The following is a 26,973-nucleotide window of genomic DNA, read 5'->3' on the forward strand; positions in this document are numbered from 1 at the left end:
GATCCTCACGTGGATACTCGAGGGCACGCTCGCGCACACCGATTCCGAGGGCCATTCCGGGCTGATCCGCCCCGGGCTGATTCAAAGAATGAGTGCGGGCACCGGCATTCGCCACACCGAACGCAATGCGTCGAGCCTGACCAGCCGCGACAAGCTACGCGTCGTACAGATGTGGATCCCGCCGGATGCCGACGGACGAGTGCCCTCGTACGACGAACTGGACATGCGCGACGAGTTGGCATCCGGCGAGCTGGTCTGTGTGGCATCGGGAATGCCGAGCAGAAGTGGAATACACATCGGCAATCGCTTCGCGGCACTGCACGTTGCGCGGCTCCCGCCGGGGCAATCCATCACCGTTCCCGACGCGCCGTTCGGTCACGTCTTCGTCGCCGACGGTTCAGCGATGTTCGAGGACATCGGCGAGCTCGCCCAGGGTGACGCGGTGCGACTGACCTCCACCGGCGGACACCGTGTGACAGCATCGACCGCGAGCGAAATCATGATCTGGGAAATGCACGCCACCTTCGCCTGAGGGAGTGTCGACCATGCCGACCGTCATCACCGACGATGCCGTCACCCTGAACTATCTGGACGAGGGCACGGGCCCGGCCGTGGTGCTCATTGCCGGTTTCTGCGCGCCCGCGACGACGTGGGTGCTGCAGCAGAAAGCGTTGGTGGACGCCGGATATCGCGTTCTGGCGCTCGATCGACGAGGACACGGTGCCTCGGAGGCACCGACCCACGGGGCGTCCATGGAGCGGCACGGACGCGACGTGGCGAGCTTCTTGTCCGAGGTGGGCGTCGACGAGGCCGTCTTGATCGGCGGCTCCATGGGGGCGAGCACCATCTGGTCGTACATCTCGCAATTCGGCACCGAGCACGTACGAGCCGTCGTATCGGTGGATCAGACGCCGAAGATGGTGAACACCTCCGACTGGAAGAACGGCTTCTACGGTCTCACCGAGGACAACCGAACGACGTTCTTCGACAACGGAATACCTGATACCGGACACGGCCTGCCCAAGTGGAAGTCCGTGCCGTCGCTCCTGAGGCTCGTGCTCGCGCTACGTGCGGTTCCGAAGATGGCGTCGCCCGATACCCCGCCGATGCAGGCTCTGCTCGCAGACCACGCTGCCCGAGATTGGCGCGCGACCATCGCAGCAACGGATCGGCCGCACCTGATGGTCGCCGGGCGTGAGAGTCAGTTCTGGCCCGCTGCACACGCTTCCGAGTCCGTGGCAGGCAACTCACATGGCCGATCGGTAGTGCTGGACAAATGCGGCCACGCCGCGAACATGGACCGACCGAACGAATTCAACACGGCAATGCTGGAGTTCCTCGACTCGATCGAGTGAGGTCACGCGTGCGGGTGGCCGCCCAATGCCTCCGCGCACGCAACAAGATTGCGATGCAGCACTTCCCGCTCCTGCGCGGAGAGCGATTCGATCATGGTGCGTTCCACGTCTGCGACGGCGGCCGACGCTTGTCGTAGGCGTTCGATTCCCCGAGCCGTCACGTGCAGGCGTTGGTCTCGACCGGCACCTTCGATCTCCACCAAACCATCGCGCGTCAGCCCGGCCAGCAGCTGATGGGTTGCCTGCCGGCTGACGAACACCGCGCGGGCGAGCTCTGCGTTGGACAGCCCCGGCTTGTGTGCGAGGAGTTCGAGGCTCGAATACTGCGAGACCGTGATGTCGAGTTCGCGGAGGCGGTCGTCCATCGCCGAACGCAGTGCGGAGGTGGCCCGCTTGAGGGCGTAACCGATCGAGGTGTCGAGGTCCACTTGACTCATGTCAACATCTTGACATAAATTCCATTCGTCAAGAACTTGACGACCACCTCGAAAGGACCCCACATGACCACGGCTACCGTTTCCGGACCGAGCTTCCTCTCTCTGCAAGTACGCGACCTCGCCGTCAGCGCAGACTTCTACGAAAGCCTGCTCGGCTTGGTCCGCGCTCCCCAGGCACCCCCCGGCGCGGTGGTGTTCACGACCTCGCCCATCCCGTTCGCCGTCCGAAACCCAGCCCCCGGAACCGATCTCGACAGCGGGCAGGCCGGACTGGGGGTAGCCCTGTGGCTCTCCTGCGACGACGCCGAGGCGTTGCACGCGTCACTGGTCGCCGCCGACGTGCCCATCCTGACAGCACCCTTCGACGGCCCCTTCGGTAAGACCTTCGTCCTCTCCGACCCGGACGGATACGCGGTGACCGTGCACAGCAGCTAGTTCCGAAAAAACTATTGCGAAATATTTCTTTCGGGTTATGGTTGTCGTATGACCCCACCACCTCCGGATCGGACGCCACGGAAGCTGACGGACATGTCCGAGCTGAAGGCGCTGACGCATCCCATCCGGCTGCGACTGCTCTATGCGTTGCGCGCCAACAAGTCGATGACAGCGACCCAGCTCGGCGATCTGGTGGACGAGTCACCCGCCTCGGTGAGCTATCACCTACGGAAACTCGCCGAGCACGGGTTCGTGAAGGAGGTCGAGAACGGATCGGACAAACGTCAGCGCTGGTGGTCGGAGGCCAACGAGGGAGGGTTCAGCTGGTCCGAGAACGACTTCTCGGACTCACCCGAATCGTTGTCGGTTGCCAAGGCATCCATGGATTCATGGCTGGCACACCAATGGTCACGTCTGCACGACTTCGGCCGAACCTCGGAATCATGGGGCCAGGACTGGGTAAACGCGGCATTCAGCAGCGACGACGTTCTGCGGCTCACTGCGGAGGAAACGAAGACCATGGGCACGGAGATGCGCGCCGTTATCGACAAGTGGCGTCGACACGGGGAAACCGCGACCTCGGGGGAGCGCGAACACGTCATGGTTCTGATGCACGGATTCCCCACGACACCATAGGAGTTGGCATGTATCCGTTCGATCCGCACACGTACCTGTTCATCGCCCGGCACGATCGCGAGTTGCATGCGCTTCGAGCCGAGCGCCGCAGACTGGCTGCCGCCCAGAAACGCCTGCGCCGCGACGAACTTCGCGTTCAGCGCGCATGGGACCAGTTGACGGCGTCGCTCGCCGATGTCTCCATGTCCGAGCGAAGGGTGCTCGAGCTGATTCATCGGTGAGGAATGCTGCCACTACTTCGCGGCAGCCCGCTTGGCGAGTACCTTCGAGATTCCCAGCTGCGCAGCGACGATGATGCCGCCCACGATCGCGCCGATGATCGCCGACGCGAGGGTGTTGACGATCCATGCCAGCACTCCGCCGATGCCGGCCACGCCGCGCACTGCGTCCTCGCCGTGGTGCACGAGTTCGTAGATCGGATGGAATCCGAGCTCGTCGATACCGACGAGCAGGATGTGTCCGCCGACCCACAGCATCGCCGCGGTGCCGACGACCGAGAGCACCGACATGACCTTCGGCATGCCCTTGACCAGGCCTCGGCCGAACTTCTCCACGAATCCGGTGGAGCCGTCGGCCAGTTTCAGACCGATGTCGTCCATCTTCACGATGAGCGCAACGACTCCGTACACGACGATCGTGATGACAACGGCGACAACCGCCAGGATGATCAGGCGGCTCCAAAAATCCTCTGCAGCAATGGTGTCGAGCGCGATGACCATGATCTCGGCGGACAGAATCAGATCGGTGCGCACTGCGCCGGAGACAACGGTGTCCTCGTCGCGCGGCTCGTCCTCGGCTGCGGCGTGATGGTCGCCGTGGCCGAACAGCGCGCCCCAGATCTTGTGCGCGGCCTCATAGCTGAGGTAGCAGCCGCCGAGCATCAGAATTGGTGTGAGCAGCCACGGCAGGAACTGACTGAGCAACAAGGCGATCGGCAGAATGATCAGCAGCTTGTTGCGCAGCGAGCCCACGGCGATGCGCTTGATGATGGGCAGTTCACGTTCGGCTGCGAGACCGCGAACGTACTGCGGCGTCACCGCTGCATCGTCGATCACGACGCCGGCCGCCTTGGCCGTCGCCTTGCCCGTCGCCGCACCGACATCGTCGATGGACGCAGCTGCCAGACGCGCCAGCGCTGCCACGTCGTCGAGCAGGGCTACGAGTCCGCCGGCCATCACAAACCTCCGCGTCGATACGAGAACACCACTGGGCTCCTCATGATGCGAGCCCTTGGAACCCTACCGTCCGCAGGTGGTCTGTGATTGCCGTCCGGCCCCTCCTTGTCGGTGGCTACGCGATCTTGCGCTCCTGCTCGACCTCGACGACCTTCGCAGCCGGCAATCCGATGCTCGGGTCGTGTCCTCGGAAATTCTTCAACCACCAGCTCCAGTCCTCGGGCACCAACGAGAACGGGTCACCGTGGCCGAGCTCGCGTGCAGCCCACACCGGCCAGTGCGGGTTGGCCAGCGCCGGACGACCGAGCAACACCACATCGATCTTGCCGTCGCGGATCACGGCGTCCGCATTCTCCGGAACGCCCAGATTCCAGCTGCACGTCACCGGGATATCCAGCTCGCGCTTGACCCGCGCGGCGCGCTCGACCATGAACCCCATGTCGCCGAACGGTGGGTCCACCATGTCGTCGGTGTTGAAGCCGAGGCTGACATCCGCCATGTCGAGCCCGTGTTCCTTCATCCATCCGATGGCGATCATGGATTCGTCGAACTGAACTCCGTCGGGGTGATGGTCGTCCGAGCCCAATCGCATGGTGAGCGGGTACTTCTCGGGCCACACCTCACGCACCGCGTCGAGTGCCTCGAGGTGGAACCGTGCCCGGTTCTCCAGGCTTCCGCCGTACTGGTCGGTGCGCTGGTTCGCCAGCGGGGAGAAGAAGCTGGCACCGAGATAACCATGGGCGTAGTGCATTTCGAGCCACTCGTATCCGGCTTCCGCAGCACGAACAGCTGCGTCGGCGTAGCTCTGGTGGATCGCCTTGATCTCGGGCACTGTGAGTTCGTGGACGGGGAACGAGTGGTCGCCGCCGTAGGGAATCGCCGACGGCGCAACGCACTCCCATCCGTCGGGATGGTCTGCCGGAAGCTGGTGTCCGCCCTGCCACGGTGGCACTTCACTGCCCTTGCGTCCGGTGTGGCCCAGCTGAATCGCCGGAACCGATCCCATCTGCTTGATCATCGCCGTCACGCGAGCGTGACCCTCGATCTGATCGTCGTCGTAGATCCCGGCGCATCCGGGAGTGGTGCGTCCGTCGGGCGTGATCGCAACCTGCTCCGGGAACACCATCCCGAAGCCGCCTGCCGCACGCGCACCGAGATACATGAGGTGGAAGTCGTTCATCTTCCCGTCGACGGCGCGGTACATAGTCATCGGCGACATGGCGATGCGGTTTCGAAGCGTGACGCCTTTGAGCGTGAACGGACTGAAGAGATCGGGCATGGCAGTGGTCCTTTCCTCGGTAGAACCACCTCATCACCTGGCACGTTTCGACCGACTACACCGGTGGTGCAACTCGGTGACGGTTTTCTCACCGTCCAACTCACCCGAGTGTGAGGGCCGGTGTGCGGCTTCCTGTACGCACACCGGTCCACGGTCGATCTTCACTGCCGGTACGAGCTCATGAAGTTGCCCAGCCGCTCGAGCGCCGTTGCGAGATCGTCCACGTTGGGCAGGGTCACCAGTCGGAAGTGATCGGGCACATCCCAATTGAATGCGCGGCCGTGGCTGACCAAAATCTTCTCGGACTCGAGCAAGTCGAGTACGAACTTCTCGTCGTCGACGATGCCGAAGCGTTCGGTGTCGAGTCTGGGGAACATGTACAGCGCACCCGCTGCCTGCACGCAGCTGATTCCGTCGATGGAGTTGAGCATGCGATGCGCCAGATCGCGCTGCGCGGTCAGCCTGCCCGCCGGAAGTAGGAGATCCTCGATCGACTGCCTACCGCCGAGCGCGGTCTGTATTGCATGTTGCGCCGGCACATTCGCACACATGCGCATATTGGACAGCAGGGTGATGCCCTCGATGAAACTCGCCGCGCGCCGACGCGGGCCCGTGATCGCCAGCCACCCGGCACGAAATCCACACACCCGGTACGCTTTCGACAGACCCGAATAGGTCAGGCACAGCACATCTTTCCCCGTCAGAGTGGCGAGATTGACCATCTCCGCACCGCCGTAGACGATTTTCTCGTAGATCTCGTCGGCCAGCAGAATCAGATCGTGCTTGCGGGCCAGATCGACAAATCGCTCCAGTGCCTCACGCGGATACACCGCTCCCGTGGGGTTGTTGGGATTGATCACCACGATCGCGCGGGTGCGGGGGGTGATCTTGGCTTCGAGGTCCTCGAAGTCCGGAGCCCAGTCCTGGCTTTCGTCGGCCAGATAGTGGACGGGTACGCCCCCGGCGAGAGCCACCGAGCCCGTCCACAACGGATAGTCGGGCGACGGGATCAGGATTTCGTCTTCAGGGTTGCACAAGGCCTGCATCGTCATGGTGATCAATTCCGATACCCCGTTGCCGAGGTAGACGTCGCCGACGTCGAGATCGGTCAGGCCTTTGGTCTGGTAGTACTGGACCACCGCGGTGCGGGCAGAGAACAGGCCCCGGGAATCCGAATAGCCCTGTGCGGTAGGAAGGTTGCGGATCATCGCCATCATGATCTCGTCCGGTGCCTCGAAACCGAACGGGGCAGGATTGCCGACGTTGAGCCGCAGGATCGCGTGCCCCTGCTCCTCGAGTTCTTCGGTCTTGTCCAGAATGCGTCCACGAATGTCGTAGCGCACTTGTCCGAGCTTGCGCGCCTGATCGATCGATTTCGTCATCTCGAAAACTCCTCCTGCCGAACGGTCGGCGACATCCGGGTCCGGACCGCCACTGTTGCACACACGATGACCGCCGCTCCACCCACGAGCACCGGCCACGTCAAGCCTTCACGCAGGATGATCGCGGCCCAGCAGATGGTCAGCACAGGTTGGATCAACTGGACCTGGCTGACGCTGGACATGGGGCCGATCGCCAGTCCCCGGTACCAGGCGAAGAACCCGAGGTACATGCTCACTACCGCCAGGTAGCCGAAGGCGGCCCACTCGGATGCCCCTGCTGTCGACGGCTGCTGCCACCACGCGAACGCGGCCAACGCGCCGGTGACCGGTACGGACACGACCAGCGCCCACGACACCGTCTGCCACGCGCCGAGTTCGCGGGACAACAGGCCGCCCTCGGCATATCCCACCGCTGCGGCGACCACTGCTCCGAGCAGCAACAGATCCGACCACTGCACACCCGTCGACTGCCCGCCCTGCACGGCAGCGAACCCGACCGCGACGGCGGCCCCAATGCCTGCGACCAACCAGAACATCGGCCGGACCGGTTGCCGCTCGCGGATGATCGCGGTTGCGGCGGTGGCGGCCGGAAGCAATGCGATGACGACGGCGCTGTGTCCCGCCGATGCAGTGGTAAGGGCGTACGAGGTGAGCACCGGAAAGCCGATGACCACACCGGCTGCGATCACCCCGAGCCGAATCCACTGCCGCCCATGAGGGAGCCGTTGCCCAGTAGCGGCGAGCGCCACCGCGGCCAATGCGGCCGCGACCACAGCGCGACCGCAGCCGACGAAGAGCGGGGACAGGCCTCCGGTGACGGCGACGCGGGTCAGCGGCACCGTGAACGAGAACGCCGTGACGCCTGCCAGGCCCCAGAGCAGTCCGGCGCGGGATAGCAGACCCGCCCCAGACCGAGTAGCGCTACTATGCTGTGTCATGTCCGACGATAGCAGTTCCCGGATCGTGTCTGCACTGAGAATATGGATTGCGACCGCACCACCGGAAGCCCGGCTGCCGTCGACCCGTGCGCTGGTCGCCGAGCATTCGGCAAGCCCGGTCACGGTTCAGAAGGCTCTCCGTACGCTCATCGCGCAAGGCGTCATCGAAAGCCGGCCTGGCGTCGGCACATTCGTCAAGACGGTGCGTACGGCCCGCCCCAACGATTACGGGTGGCAGACTGCAGCGCTGGGAGCGCCGGACAATCGACTGCAACTGCCGGCGGCTCTGCAGTCGACCTCCAGCGATGTGATCGCCTTGCATTCTGGCTATCCGGCCCGAGAATTGTTGCCGGAAAGACTCGTTCACGCCGCCTTCACCCGCGCCTCCCGCACCGACTCGGTGATCGCCCGACCACCCACCGCGGGCCTACCGGAACTGCGGGCATGGTTCGCGGCCGAGTTGGGGGCGTCGACACCGTTGGGTATCACGCCACCGTCGGCCAGTGATGTCGTCATCATTCCCGGCAGCCAGACCGGACTGAGCACTGCATTTCGGGCGCTCGTCGGCGCCGGTCGGCCGTTGCTCATGGAGTCCCCGACGTACTGGGGCGCGATCCTTGCTGCCACGCAGGCAGGTGTCCGCGTCGTACCGATACCCAGCGGCGTCGATGGTCCGGACCCCGACGCGCTCGCACGGGCATTCGCGCACACCGGCGCTCGGGCGTTCTATGCCCAACCCACGTTCGCCAGCCCCACCGGTGCACAGTGGTCGCCCGCATTGTCCGAGCAGGTCCTCGCCACTGTTCGACGCCACGGCGCGTTTCTGATCGAGGACGACTCGGCCCACGATTTCGGCATCACCTCGGAGCCGAGTCCGCTGGCCGCACGAGACGACGCCGGGCATGTCGTCTACCTTCGCTCACTCACCAAGACGGTGTCACCCTCGGTTCGACTGGCAGGCCTGATCGCTCGCGGGCCCGCACACGAGCGCATCCTCGCCGATACGGGGGCCGAATCGATGTATGTCAGCGGGATTCTGCAGTCCGTCGCGCTCGATGTGGTGACGCAGCCTGCCTGGCGAACCCACCTTCGGCGGTTGAGAACACAGTTGGCTTCACGTCGAGACTTGTTGGCGAACAGCCTCATCGAGTTCGCACCCCGAGGCCATCTCGACGCGGTGCCGCGCGGTGGACTCAATCTCTGGATGCGCCTGCGCGACGACTCCGATCTGGAACGTATTGTGCAGGAATGCAAGTCGGCGGGTGTGATCGTCGGGGCCGGCGACGACTACTTCCCCGCCGAACCAACCGGAAAGTACCTTCGACTCAACTACGCGGGCCCCAATCCCGGAGAGTTCGCCGACGCGGCGCGCACGATCGGATCGATCATCTGAGACCGTTGGAGGCATCGACGGCGAACGTCGACTTCCGACCCCACACGAACCAGACCAGGGGACCGAGGAACGGGAACGCCAGTACGACGAAGATCCACACTGCGCGACCGGCGACGGTGTAGTTGGGCGAGCGGATGATGCTGACCAACGCAGCAACGAACAGCACGACCGCGCCGAGCACTGCCACCAGAACGATGGTTCCCAACCCCCACCCCAGCACCTGCTCGGTGGTGGACGGTTGCTGAGACAGAAGTGTTACGGCGTGCATGACGGTTCCTCCGATATAGCTGTTTCGTTGACCTGGTCAACGTTACGAACCAGCAGGCTGCGCCACATCGGTCTGCGTGGGTATTTCGTCGTACATCTCGAGATGTACGACGCGGTCGGGATCGGCTCCGTTGTTCAGTCGACCGAACGACACAAGTCTCTGGGGCACAGAGTATTTGGCTCCGAACGATCATCCGAACAAGGGATATCCGACGCAGTTCGGTTGTGTCACCATCGCTGAGACGGACAGCCCGTCCAGTACTTTCGGTGGAGGAATTGTGTCGAGCAAGAGTGGAATTCGTAAGAACCTGGCGCGCCGTTCGGTGGCGGTGGCCCTGACCGCCGCAGCGTTCACCTTGGCCGCGCCCGCGTCGGCCCTGGCCCAGCCCGAACTCGGGCCGATCGTCGACAGCGGAAGCGCCATCGTCGACAGTGGCAGTGCGATTCTCGACGGCGGGAACATCATCGACAACGGTGTACGCATTCTCGGAAGCGGAAGTGCCATAGCCGGCGGCATCCTCGGGATCGACACGGGTTCGGCGAACGCAGGTATCGCGACCCAGCAGTGCAACGCCTCGACACTGTCGGGAGAAGAGGGCGTGACGGAGACCCTGCACGAGTTGGGTCGAACCGGACCGACGTCGTTCGTTCTCGGCTACGACACCGTCGACGTTCCCGATCAGATCGAGGTGTTCTACCAGGGCGCACTGATCCACAACACCGGCTATGTCGGCGGCAGCACCGGCGTCGGCTCGGTGGTGGTGGCAGTTCCGCCCGGCGCCGCAACCAATGTTCTGGTGCGCGTCACCGGACCGGTCGGCACCGTCTGGACCTACACCGTGAGCTGCCCGGCCTGAGAGAGCTACCCACGACAGGCCCCTCCGGGCTACGTTGTCACTGAACGACGTGACCTGGGGGGACTGTGCAGAACGTCAAGAACGACTACGCCGCGTGGATGGAACTGGGGCCGGGCGGACTTCCCGCGAACGTGGGCGGCTGGCTGATCACCACTGCCCTGAGGCCACTTGCTCGACGCGATCCACTGACGGTCGCCGGCACATCGAGTCCTGGGCTGCACTGGTATCTCGAACAGCGCCCCGGGACTCGGCCGGCGATCGCGCCGCACCCCATTCCTCATCGCCAACTCACCGATCGAGGTACCCCTGCTTCGATCGAGCGTCTGACTGCCGCCGTCAACGAATACGCCGGATCGGAATCGCCGTTTCACATGGAGCGCAGTCGATTCGAGCGACGAGGCGACGCGCTGTACGTCTCGGACATCAACGCTGCCGCGCCGTGGATATCGCGAACGAAGGGCGAAGTTCTGCACGTACACGAGAGCGAAGGCTCGATGCACGTGGTGATGCAGCCGGACGACGCCCAGACCGTCATCTCCGCCGGGTGGGGTGAACTGCACCCCTTGGCCGGACGCCCGGTCCTCGGGTTACCCGAGACCTACGTCTTCCTCTACGCACCACGAGACTCCGACGACATCTACGGAATCGAACAGATCATCGGCCGCGCGATCTCCACCGCGAAGGCCTGACTCTGCACTCGAGCGGGGTACCTACAAAGTGGGCTGAACTCTGGGCAGAAGCTGCCGAACATGTGACGATCGATGAATGACACTCGACGACATCGTGAACGTGGTCGCCAGCTTCGAGGGCACCGTGACGCAGCGCCCACGAGAGGGTGATGGAACTCCCGAACTTGCTTGGGGCGATGCGTTCTTTTACTACTCACCCGACGGGACGATCCCGACGACGCAGCCGTTCGCAACCATCGTGACCAAGAACTATCCGGGTGACGAATTGTCCCAACTGAACAGGCCAGGCGCGTTCCGCGTCAATATCGTTGCAGGAAAGCAGGATTTCGAGAGGATTCTGGGAATGCCGCCCCGCGAAGCGGCCCACGCACCCCAGGCCGACAGCGACGACGTCATCGCCGCCCACCCTCAGTACGGCACCGCCGGTTGGCTTTCGGTGGTCAACCCGTCGGCGCAGACCGAGACACACGTTCGGGAACTACTGGACTCCGCCTACAACGTTGCCAAGAGCAGATACGAACGACGCCAGGGCTGATCAGCCGAAGAAGTCGTCCATCGATCGGGACAGCCCTTCGACGTCCAGGCCGTTGGCCCGATCGTGTTCGGCCACTGTGCCGTACTTGCGACGCTCTCCGGGCTCCACCCCGATTCCCGACACCCGATGACGCACATCGGCCAAGGCTCGATCAACCTGCAGCACAGACGTTCCCGCGAGATACGGCTCGACGATCAGGATGTCCGGCGCCGTCAGCCTCTCTCGTAGAGTGGCACTGTCGAAGGGCCTGATCGTCGACGCATGCAGCACCGTCAGGTCGCGGCCTTCGGCCGCGTTCTGCACCCGATCGGTCATGGGCCCGACGGAGATGACGGTTCCCGAATTGCCCTGCTGCAGAACGGTGAACATCCCGTCGGACCGTCCGTAAGGGCGATCGTTGCACACCCCGTCGAGCCTGATGTACACGCGATCGTCGGTGGCCGCCGCGCTGTGCAGCATCCACTCGACCTCGTCTACGTGACCGGGGATGTGGACCGTCCACTCGCCCAGCGTGTCGAGGAGTGCGACATCTCGCTGACCGAAATGTGTCTCGCCGCCCTGCGGCCATCCGTAGGACCCGCCCGAGCTCACCAGGATGGCACCGACGCCCTGGTGCCCCAGATCGAGCTTCACCTGCTCGAAGGGTCGCTCGATCAGAAACGGCGGGAAGGTATGCACGATCGGCCGCATTCCGGCCAGGGCCAGACCACCGGCGACACCGATCATCGCCTGCTCTCGAATCCCGACGTTGATCACCCGCGATCGAATATCGGGGGTGAGGTGCGGTTGGAGATACCCGGCTCCGATCTCCGCCAGCACCAACGCTGTTCGCTCGGTCTGCGCCAACAATTGGGGTACCAGACTGTAGAAGTACTCGCGTTGATCCAGCGATGCACTCATCGGCTCTCCTTCTTTTCGACGTGAGCGACCATCACGTGCGGACGGCCTGCGTGATCGGTGAGTAACGCCTGGCGAAGAGCACTGTGGTCTCGACCGTCGACGTCAGAGGTGAGCCACCCCTCGACGGCGAACCGCGAGGCGATACCTCCGGGCCAACCCAGACCGGCAGAATCGTTGTCGATCACCACGGCGGTCAAATTGCCCAACTTGGACCGCGCAGCGAATTGGATGGCCTCCATATTGCTGCCCTCGTCGAGTTCCGCGTCGCCGATCAGTACGAAGACTCGGGCAATGCGCTTCTGAATCCGCAGCGCGACAGCAGTTCCAGCGGCCAGCGCCAGACCATGACCGAGCGATCCGGATCCGATGTCGACCCCGCGAACGAGCGTGCGGTCCGGATGATTACCCAGCGGAGAGTGGTAGCTGCCGAACGACGCGAGCTCGGTGGGCGTCAAGAATCCACGTGCCGCGAGCACGGCGTAGTACGCCATCGGGCCATGCCCCTTGGACAGATAGAACCGATCACGATTCGGGTCATCGGGATTCGTAGGATCGAGCCGCACTATGTCGGAGTACAGCACCCACAACACATCCAGCGTCGAAGTGGCACTGGTGCTGTGCTTTTCGTCGCCCGTCATCAATGTCATGAGTTGCGGCAACTCGTCGTAAGTCCTCTGCATGACCCCACCTTGCAACCTCGAGTGCACTCGAGGTCAAGGCAGAAGTGGGTGGTGCGGTGGGTGTCCAACATTTGTGCTCCTATGCGCTTTCCAGATTCTCGAGCGGAATTGTGGACACTGAGCGCACCACCGCCCGTAGTCTCCAGACATGCCGCGAACACACCTCGCTGTAGCGGGGACGTCCATCGACTGCGCCGAGCCGGCAGAGCTGGCTCGCTTCTACCTCGCCCTACTCGGTGGAGAGTTGTTGTGGGAGAACCCGTCGAGCTCGGGCATACGCACGCAGGCAGGCCTGAACATCGTTGCGCAGAAAGTAGCGAACTACATTCCGCCCGTGTGGCCGTCGACTTCGATCGTGCACTTCGACCTGGACGCGGGAGGGGACCTCGCGGGATCTGTTTCCTACGCAGTCGAATGCGGAGCGACCGAGGCGACGGACCAGCCTGACCCCCGTTGGCGCGTTCTCCTCGACCCTGCCGGACACCCCTTCTGCATCACCACGGAGGTGTACGACGGTTGACGGGCGGTACCGAATTGCGACGCTGAGTCGTTGCCCATACCGGGGTGCGGTGACAGCATGAAAGGCATGAAGGCCGAAGAACGCCCCTGGAAGCGATACGGGCTTGCCGCGTTGCTGGCTGCGCTCGCGATCATGACCATCAGCGACCTTGTGTCCGATCCTTCTGCCTGGAACTGGTCGAAGCTGGTTGTGCTGGCTGTAGCCGGTCCGTTCATCTGGTTCGGAGAGAGCCGGCCCCGGACGTCCCCGGAGAAGATCGGGCCCGAGGCCGTACCCGCCGAGGATGTCGACGCGGTGGTCGCAGAATCCGGCAGAACTGTCCACGCCATCAAAGCGCTGCGAGAGATGCATCCCGGCCTCGGTCTGCTCGACGCCAAGAATCTCGTTCAACCGGATCACTTACGGGGGAGAAGTCGATGACATCGGTCAGCGGTACACGTGCCGTCCAGGATGCCGCCGAATTCATCGAGGCTGCGAAGCTGTTGATCGATTTCAATCGCGAGTACGACTACCCGGTGCCCGAGCCCGACTGGCTTGCAGCACATCTCGACACTCTGGTGAAGTCCGGCGACACCAGCGTGCTGACGTTCGGGACTCCCGCCATCGGTGTTGCGGTACTGCGCTTCCGGACCGGTACGCTGAGCGCAGACCTCGAGGCCTACCTGGCCGAGTTCTACATCCAGCCCGGTCTTCGCGGGAAGGGCTACGGCACAACCTTTCTCGATGACGTCATCCAGCACGCGCGCGGCAGGGGTGCCACCTACATGGACCTCAATACCTCAGAGGACGACGAGGCGGCGCGACACGTATACGAAAAGCGTGGGTTCGACTGCCACGAAGGCCGCGGCGAGGGACCGAAGGCTCTCTACTACGAACTCGAACTGAACTGACGCAGGAGATGTAACCTGGCTATATGGTTAGCCGAGATAACAGCTCGACGTCGTTCGGGACCGTCGCCGACGTGTACGAATCTGCTCGCCCCGAGTACCCGTCAGCCGCGGTCGAGTGGCTGTTGGAACCCGTTCTCGAGGTCGGCAGGCGTCCTCTTGTCGCCGACGTCGGAGCCGGCACCGGCAAGCTCACCCGCATCATCGTCGCTGCAGGGTGCGATGCCGTCGCCGTCGACCCTGATCCCGCCATGCTCGACGCCCTGCGCGACGCAGTGCCCGGCGTTTCCGCACACGTCGGCACTGCCGAGTCCCTCCCGTTGGAAGACGGAAGCGTGGATGCCGTCCTGCTCGGACAGGCCTGGCACTGGGTCGAGCCAGTGGCCGCGTCACGCGAGATCGGCCGGGTCCTTCTCCCGGGCGGCACCCTGGGACTGATCTGGAACCTTCGCGACGAATCGCAGCCGTGGGTTCGGCGACTGAACTCGGTGGTCTCGCGTGGTGGAGCCCTGACCATGTTCGACGACGGTCCACCGCCGATCGCAGAACCGTTCCATCAGCTCGACGAAAAGCGGTGGGCGTGGTCGCGGACTGTGACTCGGTCCCAGCTGACCGACCTGGTTCGGTCGCGCAGCTTCTACATCACTGCCACCGCCGATGAGCGCAACCGCATCGACCAGGAACTCGCCGCACTGTTCGACGAACTGGGCCTGAACGGCTCGACGACGATCGACCTTCCCTACGTGACCAGAGCGTTCCGCACCACGATGCCGATCCGATGATGCTTCCCGCGACCCCGGAAGTCGCCACAGCCGAACAAAACGAATACGATTCCCAATAAGTGGGTCAGGTTCGAATTCGAGGAGCTACAACATGGCGTTTCCGATCATCGTCGCGAAGGCAGTATCGACGGTCGTAACAGGCGCAGTCGGCGTCGCCGCATACAACGGTGCCAAGAAGCTGTACGACAAGGCTCCCGTCCGCAAGGCTGCGGTATCGGCAACCGAACTCGGTCTCCGCGCCGCACGAAAAGCCGAAATTCACGCCGAATCAGCGCGTTTGGCCGTGTCCGATGTCGTTGCGGAGGCACGCGACCGACTCGGCGAAGAGGTACCGCCACCCTCGGCCACCGAAGTCGGCCACGGCCACTCGCACTGACCGCGACAGCACGCCGATTATGACGACGCTCGTCGAACACTCGCTCGATGCGGTTCCCGACCGCGCGGATGGCATCGAAATCCTGTCCGACGCAGCCGGCCGCATGCGGCTCCGCGTCGACTGGCTGCGGTCCAGTCCGGGGCGCGCGGTTGCCGTCGAAGACCACGTCGACAAGATTCGCGGCGTCCGGGCCGTCCACGCGTATCCCCGCACCGCGTCGGTTGTGGTCTGGTACTCCCGCTCCCGCATCGACCGGGCCGAGTTGTTCGACGCAGTGAACGCCGGTCGCACCACCGACTGGGGACTCGTACCAGTCCGTAGCCCACGGTCTGCGGACGTCAACAACGGCGACGTCCTGCGCATGACCATCGGCGGGGCCGCGCTGGTCCTGCTCGGCTTCCGTCGCTACGCCTTCCGGCGGCCACCCATCCTCGGCCCCACCAGCCGTGTCGTGGCCACCGGAGCCACCATCTTCACCGGCTATCCGTTCCTGAAGGGAGCGCTGCGCTCGCTGGCCGGAAACCGGTCCGCCGGCACCGACGCGCTCGTCAGCGCTGCCACTGTGGCAAGTCTCGTACTCCGCGAGAATGTCGTTGCCCTGACCGTGCTGTGGCTGCTCAACATCGGCGAGTACCTGCAGGAGCTGACCCTCAAGCGCACTCGTCGGGCAATCTCCGATCTCCTGACCGGCACGCAGGACACCGCATGGATCCGGCTACCCGACGGTTCCGAGATCTCCGTGGACGTCGATCGGCTGGAGATCGGCGACGAGGTCGTCGTGCACGATCACGTCGGCGTTCCGGTGGACGGGACCGTCGTCGACGGGGACGCGGTGGTCGACCAGTCGGCGATCACCGGTGAGACACTGCCGGTATCGATCGTTGCAGGCGATCGCATCCATGCCGGATCCGTCGTGGTTCGTGGCCGCATCGTCATCCGCGCGTCTGCGGTGGGCCGCGATACGACGATCGGCCGCATCATTTCCCGTGTCGAGGAAGCGCAGGAAGACCGCGCCCCGATTCAGACTGTGGGAGAGAACTTCTCACGCCGGTTCGTACCCGCGTCGTTCATCCTGTCGGCTCTCACGCTCGTGGTCACCCGCGATGTCCGACGAGCGATGACCATGCTGCTCGTCGCATGTCCGTGCGCGGTGGGGTTGTCGACTCCGACGGCCATCAGCGCCGCTATCGGAAACGGTGCTCGCCGAGGCATTCTCATCAAGGGTGGATCGCATCTGGAACAAGCGGGCAGGGTCGACGCCTTCGTGTTCGACAAGACCGGAACCCTCACTGTCGGACGCCCCGTCGTCACCAATGTCGTGTCCTTTCAGGACGATTGGGAGCCGGAACAGGTGCTGGCGTATGCCGCGAGTTCCGAGATCCACTCTCGGCATCCGCTGGCCGAGGCCGTGATTCGCAGCACCGAAGAACGCCATATCGTCATTCCTCCGCACGAGGAGTGCGAGGTACTCGTCGGTCTCGGTATGCGCACCGTCGCTGACGGCCGGACGTTGCTGCTGGGCAGTCCTTCACTGCTGCGCGGCGAGAACGTCGCTGTGTCCGAGTATGCGGCCGACTGGGTTTCGCGACTTCAGCGTCAGGCCGAGACTCCATTGCTGCTCGCAGTCGACGGGGTGTTGGTCGGGTTGATCAGCCTGCGCGACGAGGTTCGGTCGAATGCCCTGGAAGTACTGAACGCCCTTCGCGCCGACGGCGTGGAACGCATCATCATGCTCACCGGAGATCACCCCGAGACCGCTGCGGCCGTAGCCGCCGAACTGGGCATTGCCGAGTGGCGAGCCGAGGTGATGCCCGACGACAAACTCGAAGCCGTCCGCAAGCTACAAGAAGAGGGCTACGTCGTCGCGATGGTCGGAGACGGCACCAACGACGCTCCCGCCCTCGCCGTCGCGGATATCGGAATCGCAATGGGCTTGGCGGGCACCGATGTTGCCGTCGAGACGGCCGATGTAGCTCTGGCCAGCGACGACCTGACACGGTTGCTCGACGTTCGCGATCTCGGCCGACATTCGGTGTCGGTCATCCGGCAGAACTACGGAATGTCGATCGCTGTGAATGCACTGGGCCTCGTCGTCAGCGCCGGTGGAGCACTGTCTCCGGTGCTCGCCGCGATCCTGCACAACGCATCCTCGGTCGCGGTGGTGGGCAACAGCTCACGACTGATCCGATACCGAATCTGATCAGTAGCGCCCGAACGCGAGGGCGATGTGCTCGGTACCTAATCCGCTACTTCGCGCCGCGGAAATACGGTTCGACCGTGCCCTTGAGCTTGACGAGCATGGGATTTCCGAAGCGATCCTTCGCGGTAGGGACTTCGACTCGGACCCAACCCTCGGTCACGTTGTATTCGCGCACACTGGTCTTCTCGACGCCATTGAAGCGAATACCCACGTCCCGCTGAAGAACTTCTTCGTTGTAGAAGGGGCTCCGCGGATCGATCGAGAGGCGATTCGGTGGAACGTCTACGTTCTGGTCCTCTGGCATGGATCACTTTCGTCGAATACGGCGTCAGGTGCTCGGTTGATTCACAGCGAGAATACGCGACCCAGCGTTGGACCAGCGCCGTTGGTGTTGGTTCTCGACCTCAGAGATGCTGTCCGCGCAGGTGCACAGAGCGAGAGTTGTTCTGAGACATCGGAGCTCAGGTCAGCCGAGAAGTGCGGCGGGGGTGCTGCAACCGACACTTCCCATGACCGTGCAGTGGCCCGGCAGGAAGATTCGAATGATGTCGTCGACCTGCTCGATGGTCAGACCCGACGATCCGAACGTCGGTGGCGTCGGGTCGCTGGGAGCAGCCGATGCGGACGGGGCTGCGCTCAACATCGCCAAAGCGACGAAGCTGGATACGACCAGGGTGCGTACGCGGTTCGATTTCATGTTCGGCCTCTCATCGGATCGGTGGCGTCACCATAAACCGAACGATAGGTTTGTTCAACCCCTGTTCGCACAAGAGCGAAGGCTGATAGCTGCCGGTGTTGCACCGGACTGTGGGGTTGCAGACCGTTGACGGTCGACGCCGATCGAGCACAGACTCGGGTCCATGGATCTGGAGCACCTCGTCGTCGCCGTCGGCGACCTCGTTATCGGGCGAGGCACACTGGTGGCGGACTCCGATGGTTCGCTGTTCATCGAACCCGATACTCCCGATCGGGCAGCGGAATCCTCGAGTGTGGCGCGGCTACCGTTGAACGGCTCCGATCTCGATGCCTCCGCGGCCGGCAACCTGGTAGCCATTCGCGGAACCTTCCGGCCGGACGGAATTCATCTGCGCGACATCAGGATTGTCGAGGCGACTCCGTTTCCCGGCGCGCCCACACTGAGAATTCCTGGACCACTCCGCACGAACTGGACTCGCGCGGACGTACTCGACACAGTCGAACATGACATGCCGGCAGGAAACGAACTGCTGGCCGGTAGCGGCGGGACAAGGAATCCCGACGGGTCGGACACGTTCACACTCTTCTTCCTCTGCATAGACGACGCGGCCGCCGCTTGGCTGCGCCGTCCTCACCCCGGCCTGATCGACGTGTGGACCGCACTGACCAAAGATCTGCGGTCGGCCGACCGATCCAACTAGCCCCGCGCCATGTCCACGAATCTGGACAGGTGAAGCTGGTGTGCCACGGTGATTGTCGCGGTCGGACCGTTACGGTGCTTGCCGAGAATCAAGTCGGCCTCACCGCCGCGGGGGTCGTCGCGCTCGATCGCGTCGGGGCGGTGCAGCAGAATCACCATGTCGGCGTCCTGCTCGAGTGAGCCGGACTCACGGAGGTCGGACACCATCGGCTTCTTGTCGGTTCGCTGCTCAGGACCACGGTTGAGCTGGCAGACCGCGACCACCGGGCATTCGAGTTCCTTCGCCAACAGCTTGAGCTGACGCGAGAAGTCCGAGACCTCCTGCTGACGAGATTCGACCTTCTTACCGGACGACATCAGCTGAAGGTAGTCCACCACAATGAGTTTCAGGCCGTTGCGCTGTTTGAGGCGACGGGCCTTGGCGCGGATTTCCATCATCGTCAGGTTCGGAGAATCGTCGACGAACAACGGCGCTTCGCTGATCTCGCTCATTCGGCGGGCCAGCTTGGTCCAGTCGTCGTCGGTCATCTTTCCCGAACGCATGTCGCCGAGCTTGATCTTCGCCTCGGCGGACAACAGTCGCATGACGATCTCGGTGCGACTCATCTCCAGAGAGAAGATGACACTGGGCATGCCGTGCTTGATGGAGCACGAACGCATGAAATCCATACTTAGGGTCGACTTACCCACGCCAGGCCTCGCCGCCACGATGATCATCTGACCCGGGTGCAAGCCGTTGGTGATTTCGTCGAGTTCGGCGAATCCTGTTGGTACGCCAAGGGATATGCCGCCGCGGCTGGCGATGGAGTCGATTTCGTCCATCGTGGGCTGCAGGAGTTCCTCGAGGGGGAGGAAGTCCTCGGAGGTGCGGCGCTCGGTGACCTCGTACACCTCGGCCTGCGCGCGGTCGACGACCTCGGCGACGTCCTGCCCGTCTGCTCCGGCGTAACCGAACTGCACGATGCGGGTACCGGCCTGTACGAGCCTGCGCAGAATCGACTTCTCCGCGACGATCTCGGCGTAGTACCCGGCATTGGCTGCCGTCGGCGTGGTCTGGGTGAGGGTGATCAAGTACGGCGGGCCGCCGATGCGCTTGAGTTCCCCGCGACGATCCAGCTCGGCCGATACGGTCACCGGGTCGGCAGGCTCACCGCGGCTGTAGAGGTCGAGGATCGCGTCGTACACGTTCTGGTGGGCCGGCCGGTAGAAATCGCCGGGACGAAGCACCTCTAGCACGTCTGCGATGGCGTCCTTGCTCAGCAGCATGCCGCCCAGAACGGACTGTTCCGCGGCCATGTCCTGTGGGGGCTGGCGACCGAAATCCTCGCCGGGCCCCTCGCTGGACGAGGGGCCGGAGTAGTCGGACTGTCCTCGATCGTCCACAACTGCCACGCGAACCGGCCGTCCTCTCCCCATTGTCGTCGGCATCGTCGGGTGTCACCCGGCGGTGCTGTGTAGCAAGTTCTACCCCCGGGCACCGACAAGCTTTTTCGGCACCGGATTCGCACTGTCCCGTCGCCGCTGCACGGCATCGAGAGAGACGCTGCACGGACGTTAAGCGCTATCGGCAGGAGTCACAACACGGCCTGTGGATGAACCTGTGCACGAAATGTGGATGGTCTTGAACAACCGTGTTGACCGTCTGGGGATAACCTGGGTATAACTTTCCAAGTTTCGGTCTTTTCGGCAGGTCAGGGCATGTACATAAAGTTTTCTTCCTGTGCATCGATTCTGGATCGGCGTGTCGGCCGAATTGACAGCTCGGGCGTGTTGAGTAAATACCAGGTGAACCCGGGGGTGAACCAGGTCACAGTGGCTGGGATGACTCACAGAAACAGACCAGTGTCCCGTTTGCGCGCGAGGGGCCCGATTCCACGCTGGGAATCGGGCCCCTCGACACTGTTGACGAAAGCTCAGCTACCGAGCTCCTGCGGGCACATCGCCGGGTCCAGCACGGTGACCTCCTTGGTACCGATCTGAAGCACTCGTGCCGTGGGAATGTCGAAGAACAGTCCGGTGATGCGCAACCGCCCCTCGGCATTGGCTCGGCCGACGACCCGGTGACGGGTGAGCGTCTGCAACTGCACCGCCACGTTCACCATCGCGAGTTGGTCCGCCTCCCCGAAGCCGAGCTCTGCCGCCTGACGGCCCACCACGTGCCCGCTGCGGTACGCATCCAGGCTCGTCATGGCATGACCCAGCCATTCCGCCACCGACTCGTCCGCGGCGTTCTCCGGTCCACTCAGCACCGCCTTCATGGCACCGCAGCCCGAGTGTCCGCACACCACCACCGACGAGGTACCCAGTTGATCGACACCGAAGGCCAGCGCTGCCTCCACCGAGCAGTCCTGCCCCTGGGCAGGAACGAGATTGCCCATGTTTCGGACCGTGAACAGATCGCCCGGTCCGCTACTGGTGATCGTGTTCGGCATCACGCGCGAATCCACGCAGCACAGAAACAGGGTGTCGGGATCCTGAGATTCGGTCAAACCCTCGAGGTGCGGTCGAATATTGGGGGCGTGGGTGCGGTGATACTCGGCTACGCCACTGAGGACCGCCCGCAGCGCTACGGGTGACTCATTCTGTGTCACATCGCTTTTCAGCTGCCATGCCCGCCACGGTGCCAACGAGCTGCGTACCGTCGCAGATCCGCGCTTGGGCGGCCCCTCGGCAGCAGCTGCCATCGACGCCGTGCCCACTTCCTCGACTCTCACCGTGCCGCCGCCGAGTTCGTGCTGACGGATCCACTCGTTCAGAGCGTCGTGCACCGCATGATCGAGGAAATCCACTCCCAGATGCACGGTGACGACGGTGCCTGCGGGGACGGTGGACAGTACGTGTGTCAATCGAGGGAGCGCAAGGAAGCTCAACGACCCCTCGGTCGTGACGCGCCAGGTGCCGTCGACCGTCTCCTCTGCGCGAACCTTTGCCCACACCACACGGCGCAGCACGAGAACGATCGACAGTGCCAAACCGATCAGCACACCCTCGAGCAGGTTGAGTGCCACCACGCCTACAACCGTCACTGCATAGACCGCGATGTCTCCGGTCTTGTTGGCGATCTTTATGTCTGCCAACTTGATCAGCTGCACACCGATCATCACCAGCAATCCGGCGAGTGCGGCGAACGGAACCAATTCGACGATCGAGATGAACAGCACCGAGAAGATCAGAATCCACACGCCGTGCAGAATCGCCGACGCACGGGACTTGGCACCGACCTTGACGTTGGTGGCACTGCGCACGATCACGCCGGTGATCGGCAGACCGCCGATGGCACCGGAGGCCATGTTGCCCGCGCCCTGAGCCATCAGTTCCCGGTCGAAGTTGGTGCGCTCACCGCTGTGCATCTTGTCGACTGCCACCGCGGAGAGCAGACTCTCGACGCTGGCGATCAACGCGATGGTGATGACGCCGGTCGCGAAAGCGCTCCACTGCCCGTCGGGCATGATCGGAAAGCTCAGCGATTCGATCAGGTTGCCGGGCAACTCGATTCGCTCGACATCCAGGGAGAAGAAGATCGAGACCGCGGTAGCGGTGACCACCGCGACCAGCGCAGCCGGCACCTTCGTGATCTTTGCCATCACGCCCGACACTCCAGCCAATCGCGGCCAGCCGAACATGAGCACGACCACGATTCCGCCGACGATGATCGACGGCCATTGGCCGTTGGCGACCGATGTGGGAATGGCGAGGACGTTCTGAACTGCGGAGCTTTCGGATTCACCGCCGAGAAGTACGTGAATCTGTTGCAGCGCAATGGTTATACCGATTCCTGCCAGCATGGCGTGCACCACCACGGGAGAGATGGCCAGCGCACTGCGGGCAATCCGGCTCATTCCCAGCAGTATCTGCACCGCACCGGCCAGCACCGTGATGGCACACGTTACGCCCCAACCGAATTGATTGACGAGCTCGGCAACCACCACGGTCAGTCCCGCGGCGGGCCCACTGACCTGCAACGGTGATCCGCCGAGTATGCCGGCGAGAATTCCGCCGACCACGGCGGCAATGAGGCCGGCCATGATCGGGGCACCGGAGGCGACGGCGATACCGATCGAAAGCGGTACTGCCACAAGGAAGACGACCAACGAGGCCGGTACGTCGTACTTCAGGATCGACCCGACGCGAGACTGCGGCTCGGGTCGGGTCTCGGGACTGGGGTCGGAATCGGGTTCCACGGTCGTGGTCACGGCAGCGTTCCTCCGGGCGTCTAGGCGTCAGGTCGGGTGGATCCAGTTGGTGATGATGTTCGATGTCGCCCCGCCTAAAGACTACGCAAAGCTTTGCTCACGAACCTTTGAAGAGAGATGCTTCACAAATCGGAACCCATTGCGACAGTTGATCTTTGTGAGAAGACACGAAAAAGCCCCACGAACCCAGGGTTCGTGGGGCTTTGTTCGACCGAAACGGGCCGAAAGCTGAAATCAGCTTCCGACGACCTCCAGCTTGAACTTCGCGGTCACGTCGGGGTGCAGGTTCACGACGATGTCGTGCTTGCCCGTGCTCTTGACGTGAGCCTTCGGCAGATCGATGCTGCGCTTGTCGACGACCGGGCCACCGGCAGCCTTCAGAGCAGAAGCGACGTCCGACGCGGTGACCGAGCCGAACAGCTTGCCCGAGTCGCCCGCGGTCTTCACGGACAGCGTGACGGCCTCGAGGCCTTCGATGGCCTGCTTGAGCTCGTTGGCGTGCTCGAGGCCGCGGACGGCACGAGCTTCCTGAGCGCGGCGGATGCCGTCGACCTGCTTCTGAGCGCCACGGGTGGCCTGGATGGCCAATCCGCGGGGCAGCAGGAAGTTACGGCCGTAGCCGTCCTTGACCTCTACGGTGTCGCCAGGCGCACCGAGGTTGTCCACATCAGCGGTGAGGATCAGTTTCATACCAATCGCCCTTTCTATCGAGCCGTCGCGGCGTAAGGCAGCAGTGCTACCTCACGCGAGTTCTTCACGGCAACGGCCACGTCACGCTGATGCTGGACGCAGTTGCCGGTGACACGGCGAGCGCGGATCTTTCCGCGATCGCTGACGTACTTACGCAGCAACGTCGTGTCCTTGTAATCGATCGACGTGTTCTTTTCCTTGCAGAAGGAACACGCTTTCTTCTTGAGCACCTTGTCGCGCAATGGCGGTTTGGGCATGGGTCTTTCTCCGTTACATCTGGTTGTTCTCGATCGAAGGATCTAGAACGGTGGCTCTTCGTCTCCGCCACGTCCGCCGAAGGAGCCCGACGCCGCCGGGGCACTGCCCCAGGGATCGTCTCCGCCGGAACCGGAGTTGGACGAGGAGTTCGAGCGGCCGCCGCCCGATCCGCCGGAGGAACCGGAGCCGGAGCCGGAGTTGAAGCCGCCTCCGCCGCCACCTCCACCGCGATTGGCCTTGTTGACCTTTGCGGTGGCGTAGCGAAGTGAAGGTCCGATCTCGTCGACTTCGAGCTCGACGACTGTCCGCTTCTCACCTTCACGCGTCTCGTACGAGCGCTGCCGCAGCCGTCCGCTCACGATCACTCGCGAGCCTCGGGTCAAGCTCTCGGCAACGTTCTCCGCTGCCTCGCGCCAGATGTTGCAGCGCATGAAGAGCGCGTCGCCGTCTTTCCACTCGTTCGTCTGACGATCGAATGTGCGCGGGGTGGATGCAACCGTGAAGTTGGCAACCGCCGCACCGGCGGGGGTGAATCGAAGTTCTGGATCAGCCGTCAAGTTTCCGATGACGGTGATGACGGTCTCGCCTGCCATGGTTCCTCTTTCAGTAGTAAGCGTTGTAGATGCCAGCCTAGAGGCGGGCAACGACAATTACTTGCCCTGTCGCAGGACCTTCGTGCGCAGAACGGACTCGTTGAGTCCGAGCTGACGATCCAGCTCGCTGACCGTGGCAGGCTCGGCGTTGAGGTTCACAACGGCGTAGATGCCCTCGGCATGCTTGAGGATTTCGTAGGCCAGACGACGCTTGCCCCACACATCGACCTTGTCGACGGTGCCGCCATCCTTGCGAACGACGTTGAGGAACGTATCGAGCGACGGAGCGACAGTGCGCTCGTCCAGATTGGGGTCGAGAATGACCATCAATTCGTAATGACGCATAAGACCTCATCACCTCCTGTGGACTAGTGAAAACGGCCACGGACTGTCCGTGGCAGGAGGGTCGTTGCGTCAGCAACCCCTCGAAGATACACGAGGCGGGCCCTGACCTGCTAATTCGCGTCGGGCGCACGGTCCGGCGTTCGCGCGTCATAGTCTTGCACCATGCGATCCGGGGTCCGCGCCAATCCGATGACGGTCGTCGTGGTCGTCGCGATGGCTGCGGTGGGATTGATTCTGGGTTACCTGAACAAGGCCCGATGCGCGGTCGCGCCGTTCGACGCCTCCGGTCGCAGCACGATGTTCGACGCCATCAAGGATTCCTCGGTCTGCTACTCCGACATCCAATTCCTGTGGCTCGGCCGAGACATCGACAATCACATCTTTCCGTACATTCACGGGGCCATCACCAGCGACGGAATCCTCACGGGCGGAACGGTGGAGTACCCGGTCCTCAGTGGATTGCTGATGTGGCTCGGAGCCATTCCGGCCCACACCGATGCACAGTTCCTGTTGACCTCGGCGTTGATTCTCGCGCCGTTCGGTCTGCTCACCGCCTGGATGCTCGGCCGGATGGCAGGCTGGCCCGCCTTGCTCTGGTCGATCGGCCCGCCTCTGGTGATGTACGCCTTCCACAACTGGGAGCTTCCCGTCGTGGCCACCGCCGTCGGCGCGATATTCGTCATGACGCTGCCGATGCCGCTGCGACGCAAGGCGATTCTCGCCTCGGTGCTGCTGGCCGTCGGCTTCTGCCTCAAGCTCTACCCGGGAGCATTCGTGTTGCCCCTGATCGCGTACGTCGTCACCGGCGGCATCGATGGACGTGAGTCCGCCGACACCGTCCGAGCTCGCTGGGACATCCGCGGCGGCCTGATGGTGGCCGGCGCTGCCATCGGCACGGTCGTCGCAGTGAATCTGCCGTTCGCGGTGCTCGGTTACGAAGGATGGCGGGCGTCCTTCACATTCCAGTCGCTGCGGCAGGCAGACCTGACGACCAACTCCATCTGGTACTGGGGATTGCGCCACTTCTACATCAACGACCAGATGAATCCCGATGCCTACGCCGAGGCCGAGGCCTCCTTCCAGAACGTGGTCGACGTGGCGTCGCCGCTGCTGGTGTTCGCCGCGTTCGCTCTCGCGCTGTGGCTCGGATGGCGTCGCGCGAAGGTCGTCGGGACGTACCCGTGGGTCGCGGTCAGCGGATCGATGCTGTGCGGTTTCATGCTGCTGCACAAAGTGCACTCGCCCCAGTACACGCTGTGGCTGCTGCCCTTTCTGGTGCTGCTTCGGGTCCCGTGGGGGCTCGTCGCCGCGTATCTGGTCGTCGATCTGTCGATGGGAATCGGCGTCTTCAAGTACTTCGCCGCGTTGGCCTCGGGGGCCGATGCCACCGACGAGGAGTTCTTCGTTCTCGTCGGAGTGTGGGGACGAGCGCTACCGATTCGTGGTCCTCGACGAGGCCGACGCGTCGTACATCGGTGGTTCGTTTCTCGGTGTTCTCCTGCGATTGCGACACCTGTGTCATGTCCCCGCCCCGCCCTACGTGCTACTGCCCCGGTGATGTTGTCAGCGATATCGTTGCTGGTCGGGGCGATGATACAGACGCCTGGTCGGTTTCGCCCGGGAACGGAACCCGCATCCGAGCTCGGAGGAACAGTACGAAGAACACCACCAGCAGCAGCGCTCGTCCCCACACTCCGACGAGAACGAAGAACTCCTCGTCGGTGGCATCGGCCCCCGAGGCCAACGCGGCGAAGTACTTGAAGACGCCGATTCCC

General features: G+C 63.5%; 33 protein-coding genes. 17 read left to right on the forward strand and 16 right to left on the reverse strand.

The genetic code is table 11. The annotated features are described in order from the left end of the window. A partial coding sequence (locus CH256_RS04335) for a pirin family protein (RefSeq protein WP_143536519.1) occupies positions 1 to 532 on the forward strand: 532 nt, incomplete at its 5' end. A gap of 13 nt (positions 533 to 545) precedes the next feature. After that, positions 546 to 1,355 (forward strand): alpha/beta fold hydrolase, encoded by an 810-nt coding sequence (locus CH256_RS04340; protein ID WP_094668967.1) that lies wholly within the window; start codon positions 546 to 548, stop codon positions 1,353 to 1,355. Positions 1,356 to 1,357: 2 nt separating this feature from the next. Here CH256_RS04340 and CH256_RS04345 read toward each other — a convergent pair whose 3' ends face one another. After that, complete coding sequence (locus CH256_RS04345; RefSeq protein ID WP_068049409.1) at positions 1,358 to 1,792, reverse strand: MarR family winged helix-turn-helix transcriptional regulator; 435 nt, start codon at positions 1,790 to 1,792, stop codon at positions 1,358 to 1,360. A gap of 63 nt (positions 1,793 to 1,855) precedes the next feature. Here CH256_RS04345 and CH256_RS04350 point away from each other — a divergent pair, with 63 nt between their 5' ends. The 3 genes from CH256_RS04350 (at position 1,856) to CH256_RS04360 (ending at position 3,084) form a co-directional block, all read left to right on the forward strand. Continuing rightward, entirely contained in the window at positions 1,856 to 2,227 is a 372-nt protein-coding gene (locus CH256_RS04350; protein WP_094668968.1) for a VOC family protein, read from the forward strand. Between the two features lie 93 nt (positions 2,228 to 2,320). After that, positions 2,321 to 2,863, forward strand: coding sequence for an ArsR/SmtB family transcription factor (locus tag CH256_RS04355; protein ID WP_094668969.1), 543 nt, complete (start codon positions 2,321 to 2,323; stop codon positions 2,861 to 2,863). Positions 2,864 to 2,871: 8 nt separating this feature from the next. Beyond that, positions 2,872 to 3,084 (forward strand): hypothetical protein, encoded by a 213-nt coding sequence (locus CH256_RS04360; RefSeq protein WP_094638340.1) that lies wholly within the window; start codon positions 2,872 to 2,874, stop codon positions 3,082 to 3,084. Positions 3,085 to 3,096: 12 nt separating this feature from the next. Here the strand turns inward: CH256_RS04360 and CH256_RS04365 are convergent, their stop codons facing one another. The 4 genes from CH256_RS04365 to CH256_RS04380 all read right to left on the reverse strand — a co-directional run bounded on the left by CH256_RS04365 (position 3,097) and on the right by CH256_RS04380 (position 7,637). Then, positions 3,097 to 4,038: a DUF808 domain-containing protein gene (locus tag CH256_RS04365; protein WP_094638341.1), complete on the reverse strand. Its 942-nt coding sequence runs from the start codon at positions 4,036 to 4,038 to the stop codon at positions 3,097 to 3,099. Positions 4,039 to 4,153: 115 nt separating this feature from the next. Continuing rightward, a complete protein-coding gene (locus CH256_RS04370) occupies positions 4,154 to 5,317 on the reverse strand; it encodes an NADH:flavin oxidoreductase/NADH oxidase (RefSeq protein ID WP_094668970.1) in 1,164 nt (387 codons plus the stop codon). Positions 5,318 to 5,478: 161 nt separating this feature from the next. Then, positions 5,479 to 6,699, reverse strand: coding sequence for a pyridoxal phosphate-dependent aminotransferase (locus CH256_RS04375; protein WP_094668971.1), 1,221 nt, complete (start codon positions 6,697 to 6,699; stop codon positions 5,479 to 5,481). Beyond that, positions 6,696 to 7,637, reverse strand: coding sequence for a DMT family transporter (locus CH256_RS04380; RefSeq protein WP_094668972.1), 942 nt, complete (start codon positions 7,635 to 7,637; stop codon positions 6,696 to 6,698). Before CH256_RS04380 ends, CH256_RS04375 begins: the two co-directional genes overlap by 4 nt. Here CH256_RS04380 and CH256_RS04385 point away from each other — a divergent pair. Next, positions 7,636 to 9,030 (forward strand): aminotransferase-like domain-containing protein, encoded by a 1,395-nt coding sequence (locus tag CH256_RS04385; protein WP_094668973.1) that lies wholly within the window; start codon positions 7,636 to 7,638, stop codon positions 9,028 to 9,030. The two genes, CH256_RS04380 and CH256_RS04385, sit on opposite strands and share 2 nt — an antisense overlap. On the opposite strand, the gene CH256_RS04390 is transcribed toward CH256_RS04385, so the two are convergent. Then, a complete protein-coding gene (locus CH256_RS04390) occupies positions 9,023 to 9,298 on the reverse strand; it encodes a PLD nuclease N-terminal domain-containing protein (RefSeq protein WP_094638345.1) in 276 nt (91 codons plus the stop codon). The two genes, CH256_RS04385 and CH256_RS04390, sit on opposite strands and share 8 nt — an antisense overlap. A 277-nt stretch (positions 9,299 to 9,575) precedes the next feature. Here CH256_RS04390 and CH256_RS04395 point away from each other — a divergent pair, with 277 nt between their 5' ends. The 3 genes from CH256_RS04395 to CH256_RS04405 all read left to right on the forward strand — a co-directional run bounded on the left by CH256_RS04395 (position 9,576) and on the right by CH256_RS04405 (position 11,378). Beyond that, positions 9,576 to 10,154 carry a hypothetical protein gene (locus CH256_RS04395; RefSeq protein ID WP_179271995.1) on the forward strand — a complete coding sequence of 193 codons (579 nt, stop codon included), beginning with the start codon at positions 9,576 to 9,578 and terminating at the stop codon, positions 10,152 to 10,154. A gap of 65 nt (positions 10,155 to 10,219) precedes the next feature. Continuing rightward, entirely contained in the window at positions 10,220 to 10,843 is a 624-nt protein-coding gene (locus CH256_RS04400) for a luciferase domain-containing protein (RefSeq protein WP_094668974.1), read from the forward strand. Between the two features lie 76 nt (positions 10,844 to 10,919). After that, entirely contained in the window at positions 10,920 to 11,378 is a 459-nt protein-coding gene (locus CH256_RS04405; RefSeq protein WP_094668975.1) for a DUF6194 family protein, read from the forward strand. Here the strand turns inward: CH256_RS04405 and CH256_RS04410 are convergent, their stop codons facing one another. Next, positions 11,379 to 12,278, reverse strand: coding sequence for a transketolase family protein (locus CH256_RS04410; protein ID WP_094668976.1), 900 nt, complete (start codon positions 12,276 to 12,278; stop codon positions 11,379 to 11,381). After that, a complete protein-coding gene (locus CH256_RS04415; protein ID WP_094668977.1) occupies positions 12,275 to 12,958 on the reverse strand; it encodes a thiamine pyrophosphate-dependent enzyme in 684 nt (227 codons plus the stop codon). Before CH256_RS04415 ends, CH256_RS04410 begins: the two co-directional genes overlap by 4 nt. Before the next feature lie 148 nt (positions 12,959 to 13,106). Here CH256_RS04415 and CH256_RS04420 point away from each other — a divergent pair, with 148 nt between their 5' ends. From CH256_RS04420 to CH256_RS04445, 6 genes are all read left to right on the forward strand, one after another. Beyond that, positions 13,107 to 13,478, forward strand: coding sequence for a VOC family protein (locus tag CH256_RS04420; RefSeq protein ID WP_094668978.1), 372 nt, complete (start codon positions 13,107 to 13,109; stop codon positions 13,476 to 13,478). A 57-nt stretch (positions 13,479 to 13,535) separates the two neighbouring features. Next, positions 13,536 to 13,898, forward strand: a complete 363-nt coding sequence (locus tag CH256_RS04425; protein WP_143536520.1) for a hypothetical protein — start codon at positions 13,536 to 13,538, stop codon at positions 13,896 to 13,898. Further along, the gene (locus CH256_RS04430) at positions 13,895 to 14,368 is read left to right on the forward strand and encodes a GNAT family N-acetyltransferase (protein ID WP_094668980.1); all 474 of its coding nucleotides are present in this window, start codon (positions 13,895 to 13,897) and stop codon (positions 14,366 to 14,368) included. The genes CH256_RS04425 and CH256_RS04430 overlap by 4 nt, the downstream gene beginning before the upstream one ends. A 23-nt stretch (positions 14,369 to 14,391) precedes the next feature. Then, positions 14,392 to 15,147, forward strand: coding sequence for a class I SAM-dependent methyltransferase (locus CH256_RS04435; RefSeq protein ID WP_094668981.1), 756 nt, complete (start codon positions 14,392 to 14,394; stop codon positions 15,145 to 15,147). 91 nt (positions 15,148 to 15,238) lie between these two features. After that, a complete protein-coding gene (locus CH256_RS04440; protein ID WP_068049254.1) occupies positions 15,239 to 15,523 on the forward strand; it encodes a DUF1490 family protein in 285 nt (94 codons plus the stop codon). A gap of 19 nt (positions 15,524 to 15,542) precedes the next feature. Then, positions 15,543 to 17,723 carry a heavy metal translocating P-type ATPase gene (locus tag CH256_RS04445; protein ID WP_094668982.1) on the forward strand — a complete coding sequence of 727 codons (2,181 nt, stop codon included), beginning with the start codon at positions 15,543 to 15,545 and terminating at the stop codon, positions 17,721 to 17,723. 46 nt (positions 17,724 to 17,769) lie between these two features. Here CH256_RS04445 and CH256_RS04450 read toward each other — a convergent pair whose 3' ends face one another. Then, entirely contained in the window at positions 17,770 to 18,027 is a 258-nt protein-coding gene (locus CH256_RS04450; RefSeq protein WP_068049250.1) for a DUF3297 family protein, read from the reverse strand. A gap of 162 nt (positions 18,028 to 18,189) precedes the next feature. Further along, a complete protein-coding gene (locus tag CH256_RS04455) occupies positions 18,190 to 18,420 on the reverse strand; it encodes a hypothetical protein (protein WP_094668983.1) in 231 nt (76 codons plus the stop codon). A 163-nt stretch (positions 18,421 to 18,583) separates the two neighbouring features. Between CH256_RS04455 and CH256_RS04460 the strand changes: the two genes are divergently transcribed. Then, positions 18,584 to 19,120, forward strand: coding sequence for a hypothetical protein (locus tag CH256_RS04460; protein ID WP_094668984.1), 537 nt, complete (start codon positions 18,584 to 18,586; stop codon positions 19,118 to 19,120). Here the strand turns inward: CH256_RS04460 and dnaB are convergent. The 6 genes from dnaB to rpsF all read right to left on the reverse strand — a co-directional run bounded on the left by dnaB (position 19,117) and on the right by rpsF (position 25,198). Next, positions 19,117 to 20,511 (reverse strand): replicative DNA helicase, encoded by a 1,395-nt coding sequence (dnaB, locus tag CH256_RS04465; protein WP_032396923.1) that lies wholly within the window; start codon positions 20,509 to 20,511, stop codon positions 19,117 to 19,119. The genes CH256_RS04460 and dnaB overlap by 4 nt on opposite strands. Positions 20,512 to 21,032: 521 nt before the next feature. Continuing rightward, a complete protein-coding gene (locus tag CH256_RS04470) occupies positions 21,033 to 23,312 on the reverse strand; it encodes a SulP family inorganic anion transporter (RefSeq protein ID WP_094668985.1) in 2,280 nt (759 codons plus the stop codon). 234 nt (positions 23,313 to 23,546) lie between these two features. Beyond that, on the reverse strand, positions 23,547 to 24,002 hold the full coding sequence (gene rplI, locus CH256_RS04475) for a 50S ribosomal protein L9 (protein WP_032378698.1): 456 nt from the start codon (positions 24,000 to 24,002) through the stop codon (positions 23,547 to 23,549). A gap of 14 nt (positions 24,003 to 24,016) precedes the next feature. Next, positions 24,017 to 24,259, reverse strand: a complete 243-nt coding sequence (gene rpsR / locus CH256_RS04480; RefSeq protein WP_032396926.1) for a 30S ribosomal protein S18 — start codon at positions 24,257 to 24,259, stop codon at positions 24,017 to 24,019. A gap of 42 nt (positions 24,260 to 24,301) precedes the next feature. After that, positions 24,302 to 24,853: a single-stranded DNA-binding protein gene (locus tag CH256_RS04485; protein ID WP_037195207.1), complete on the reverse strand. Its 552-nt coding sequence runs from the start codon at positions 24,851 to 24,853 to the stop codon at positions 24,302 to 24,304. A gap of 57 nt (positions 24,854 to 24,910) precedes the next feature. After that, positions 24,911 to 25,198 (reverse strand): 30S ribosomal protein S6, encoded by a 288-nt coding sequence (gene rpsF, locus CH256_RS04490; RefSeq protein ID WP_008711385.1) that lies wholly within the window; start codon positions 25,196 to 25,198, stop codon positions 24,911 to 24,913. A gap of 162 nt (positions 25,199 to 25,360) precedes the next feature. Here rpsF and CH256_RS04495 point away from each other — a divergent pair, with 162 nt between their 5' ends. Further along, positions 25,361 to 26,959 (forward strand): hypothetical protein, encoded by a 1,599-nt coding sequence (locus CH256_RS04495; protein ID WP_256989363.1) that lies wholly within the window; start codon positions 25,361 to 25,363, stop codon positions 26,957 to 26,959. Positions 26,960 to 26,973 lie beyond the last annotated feature (14 nt).

The sequence above is a fragment of the Rhodococcus sp. 05-2254-6 genome (assembly GCF_002258565.1).
Classification (GTDB): Bacteria; Actinomycetota; Actinomycetes; order Mycobacteriales; family Mycobacteriaceae; genus Rhodococcoides.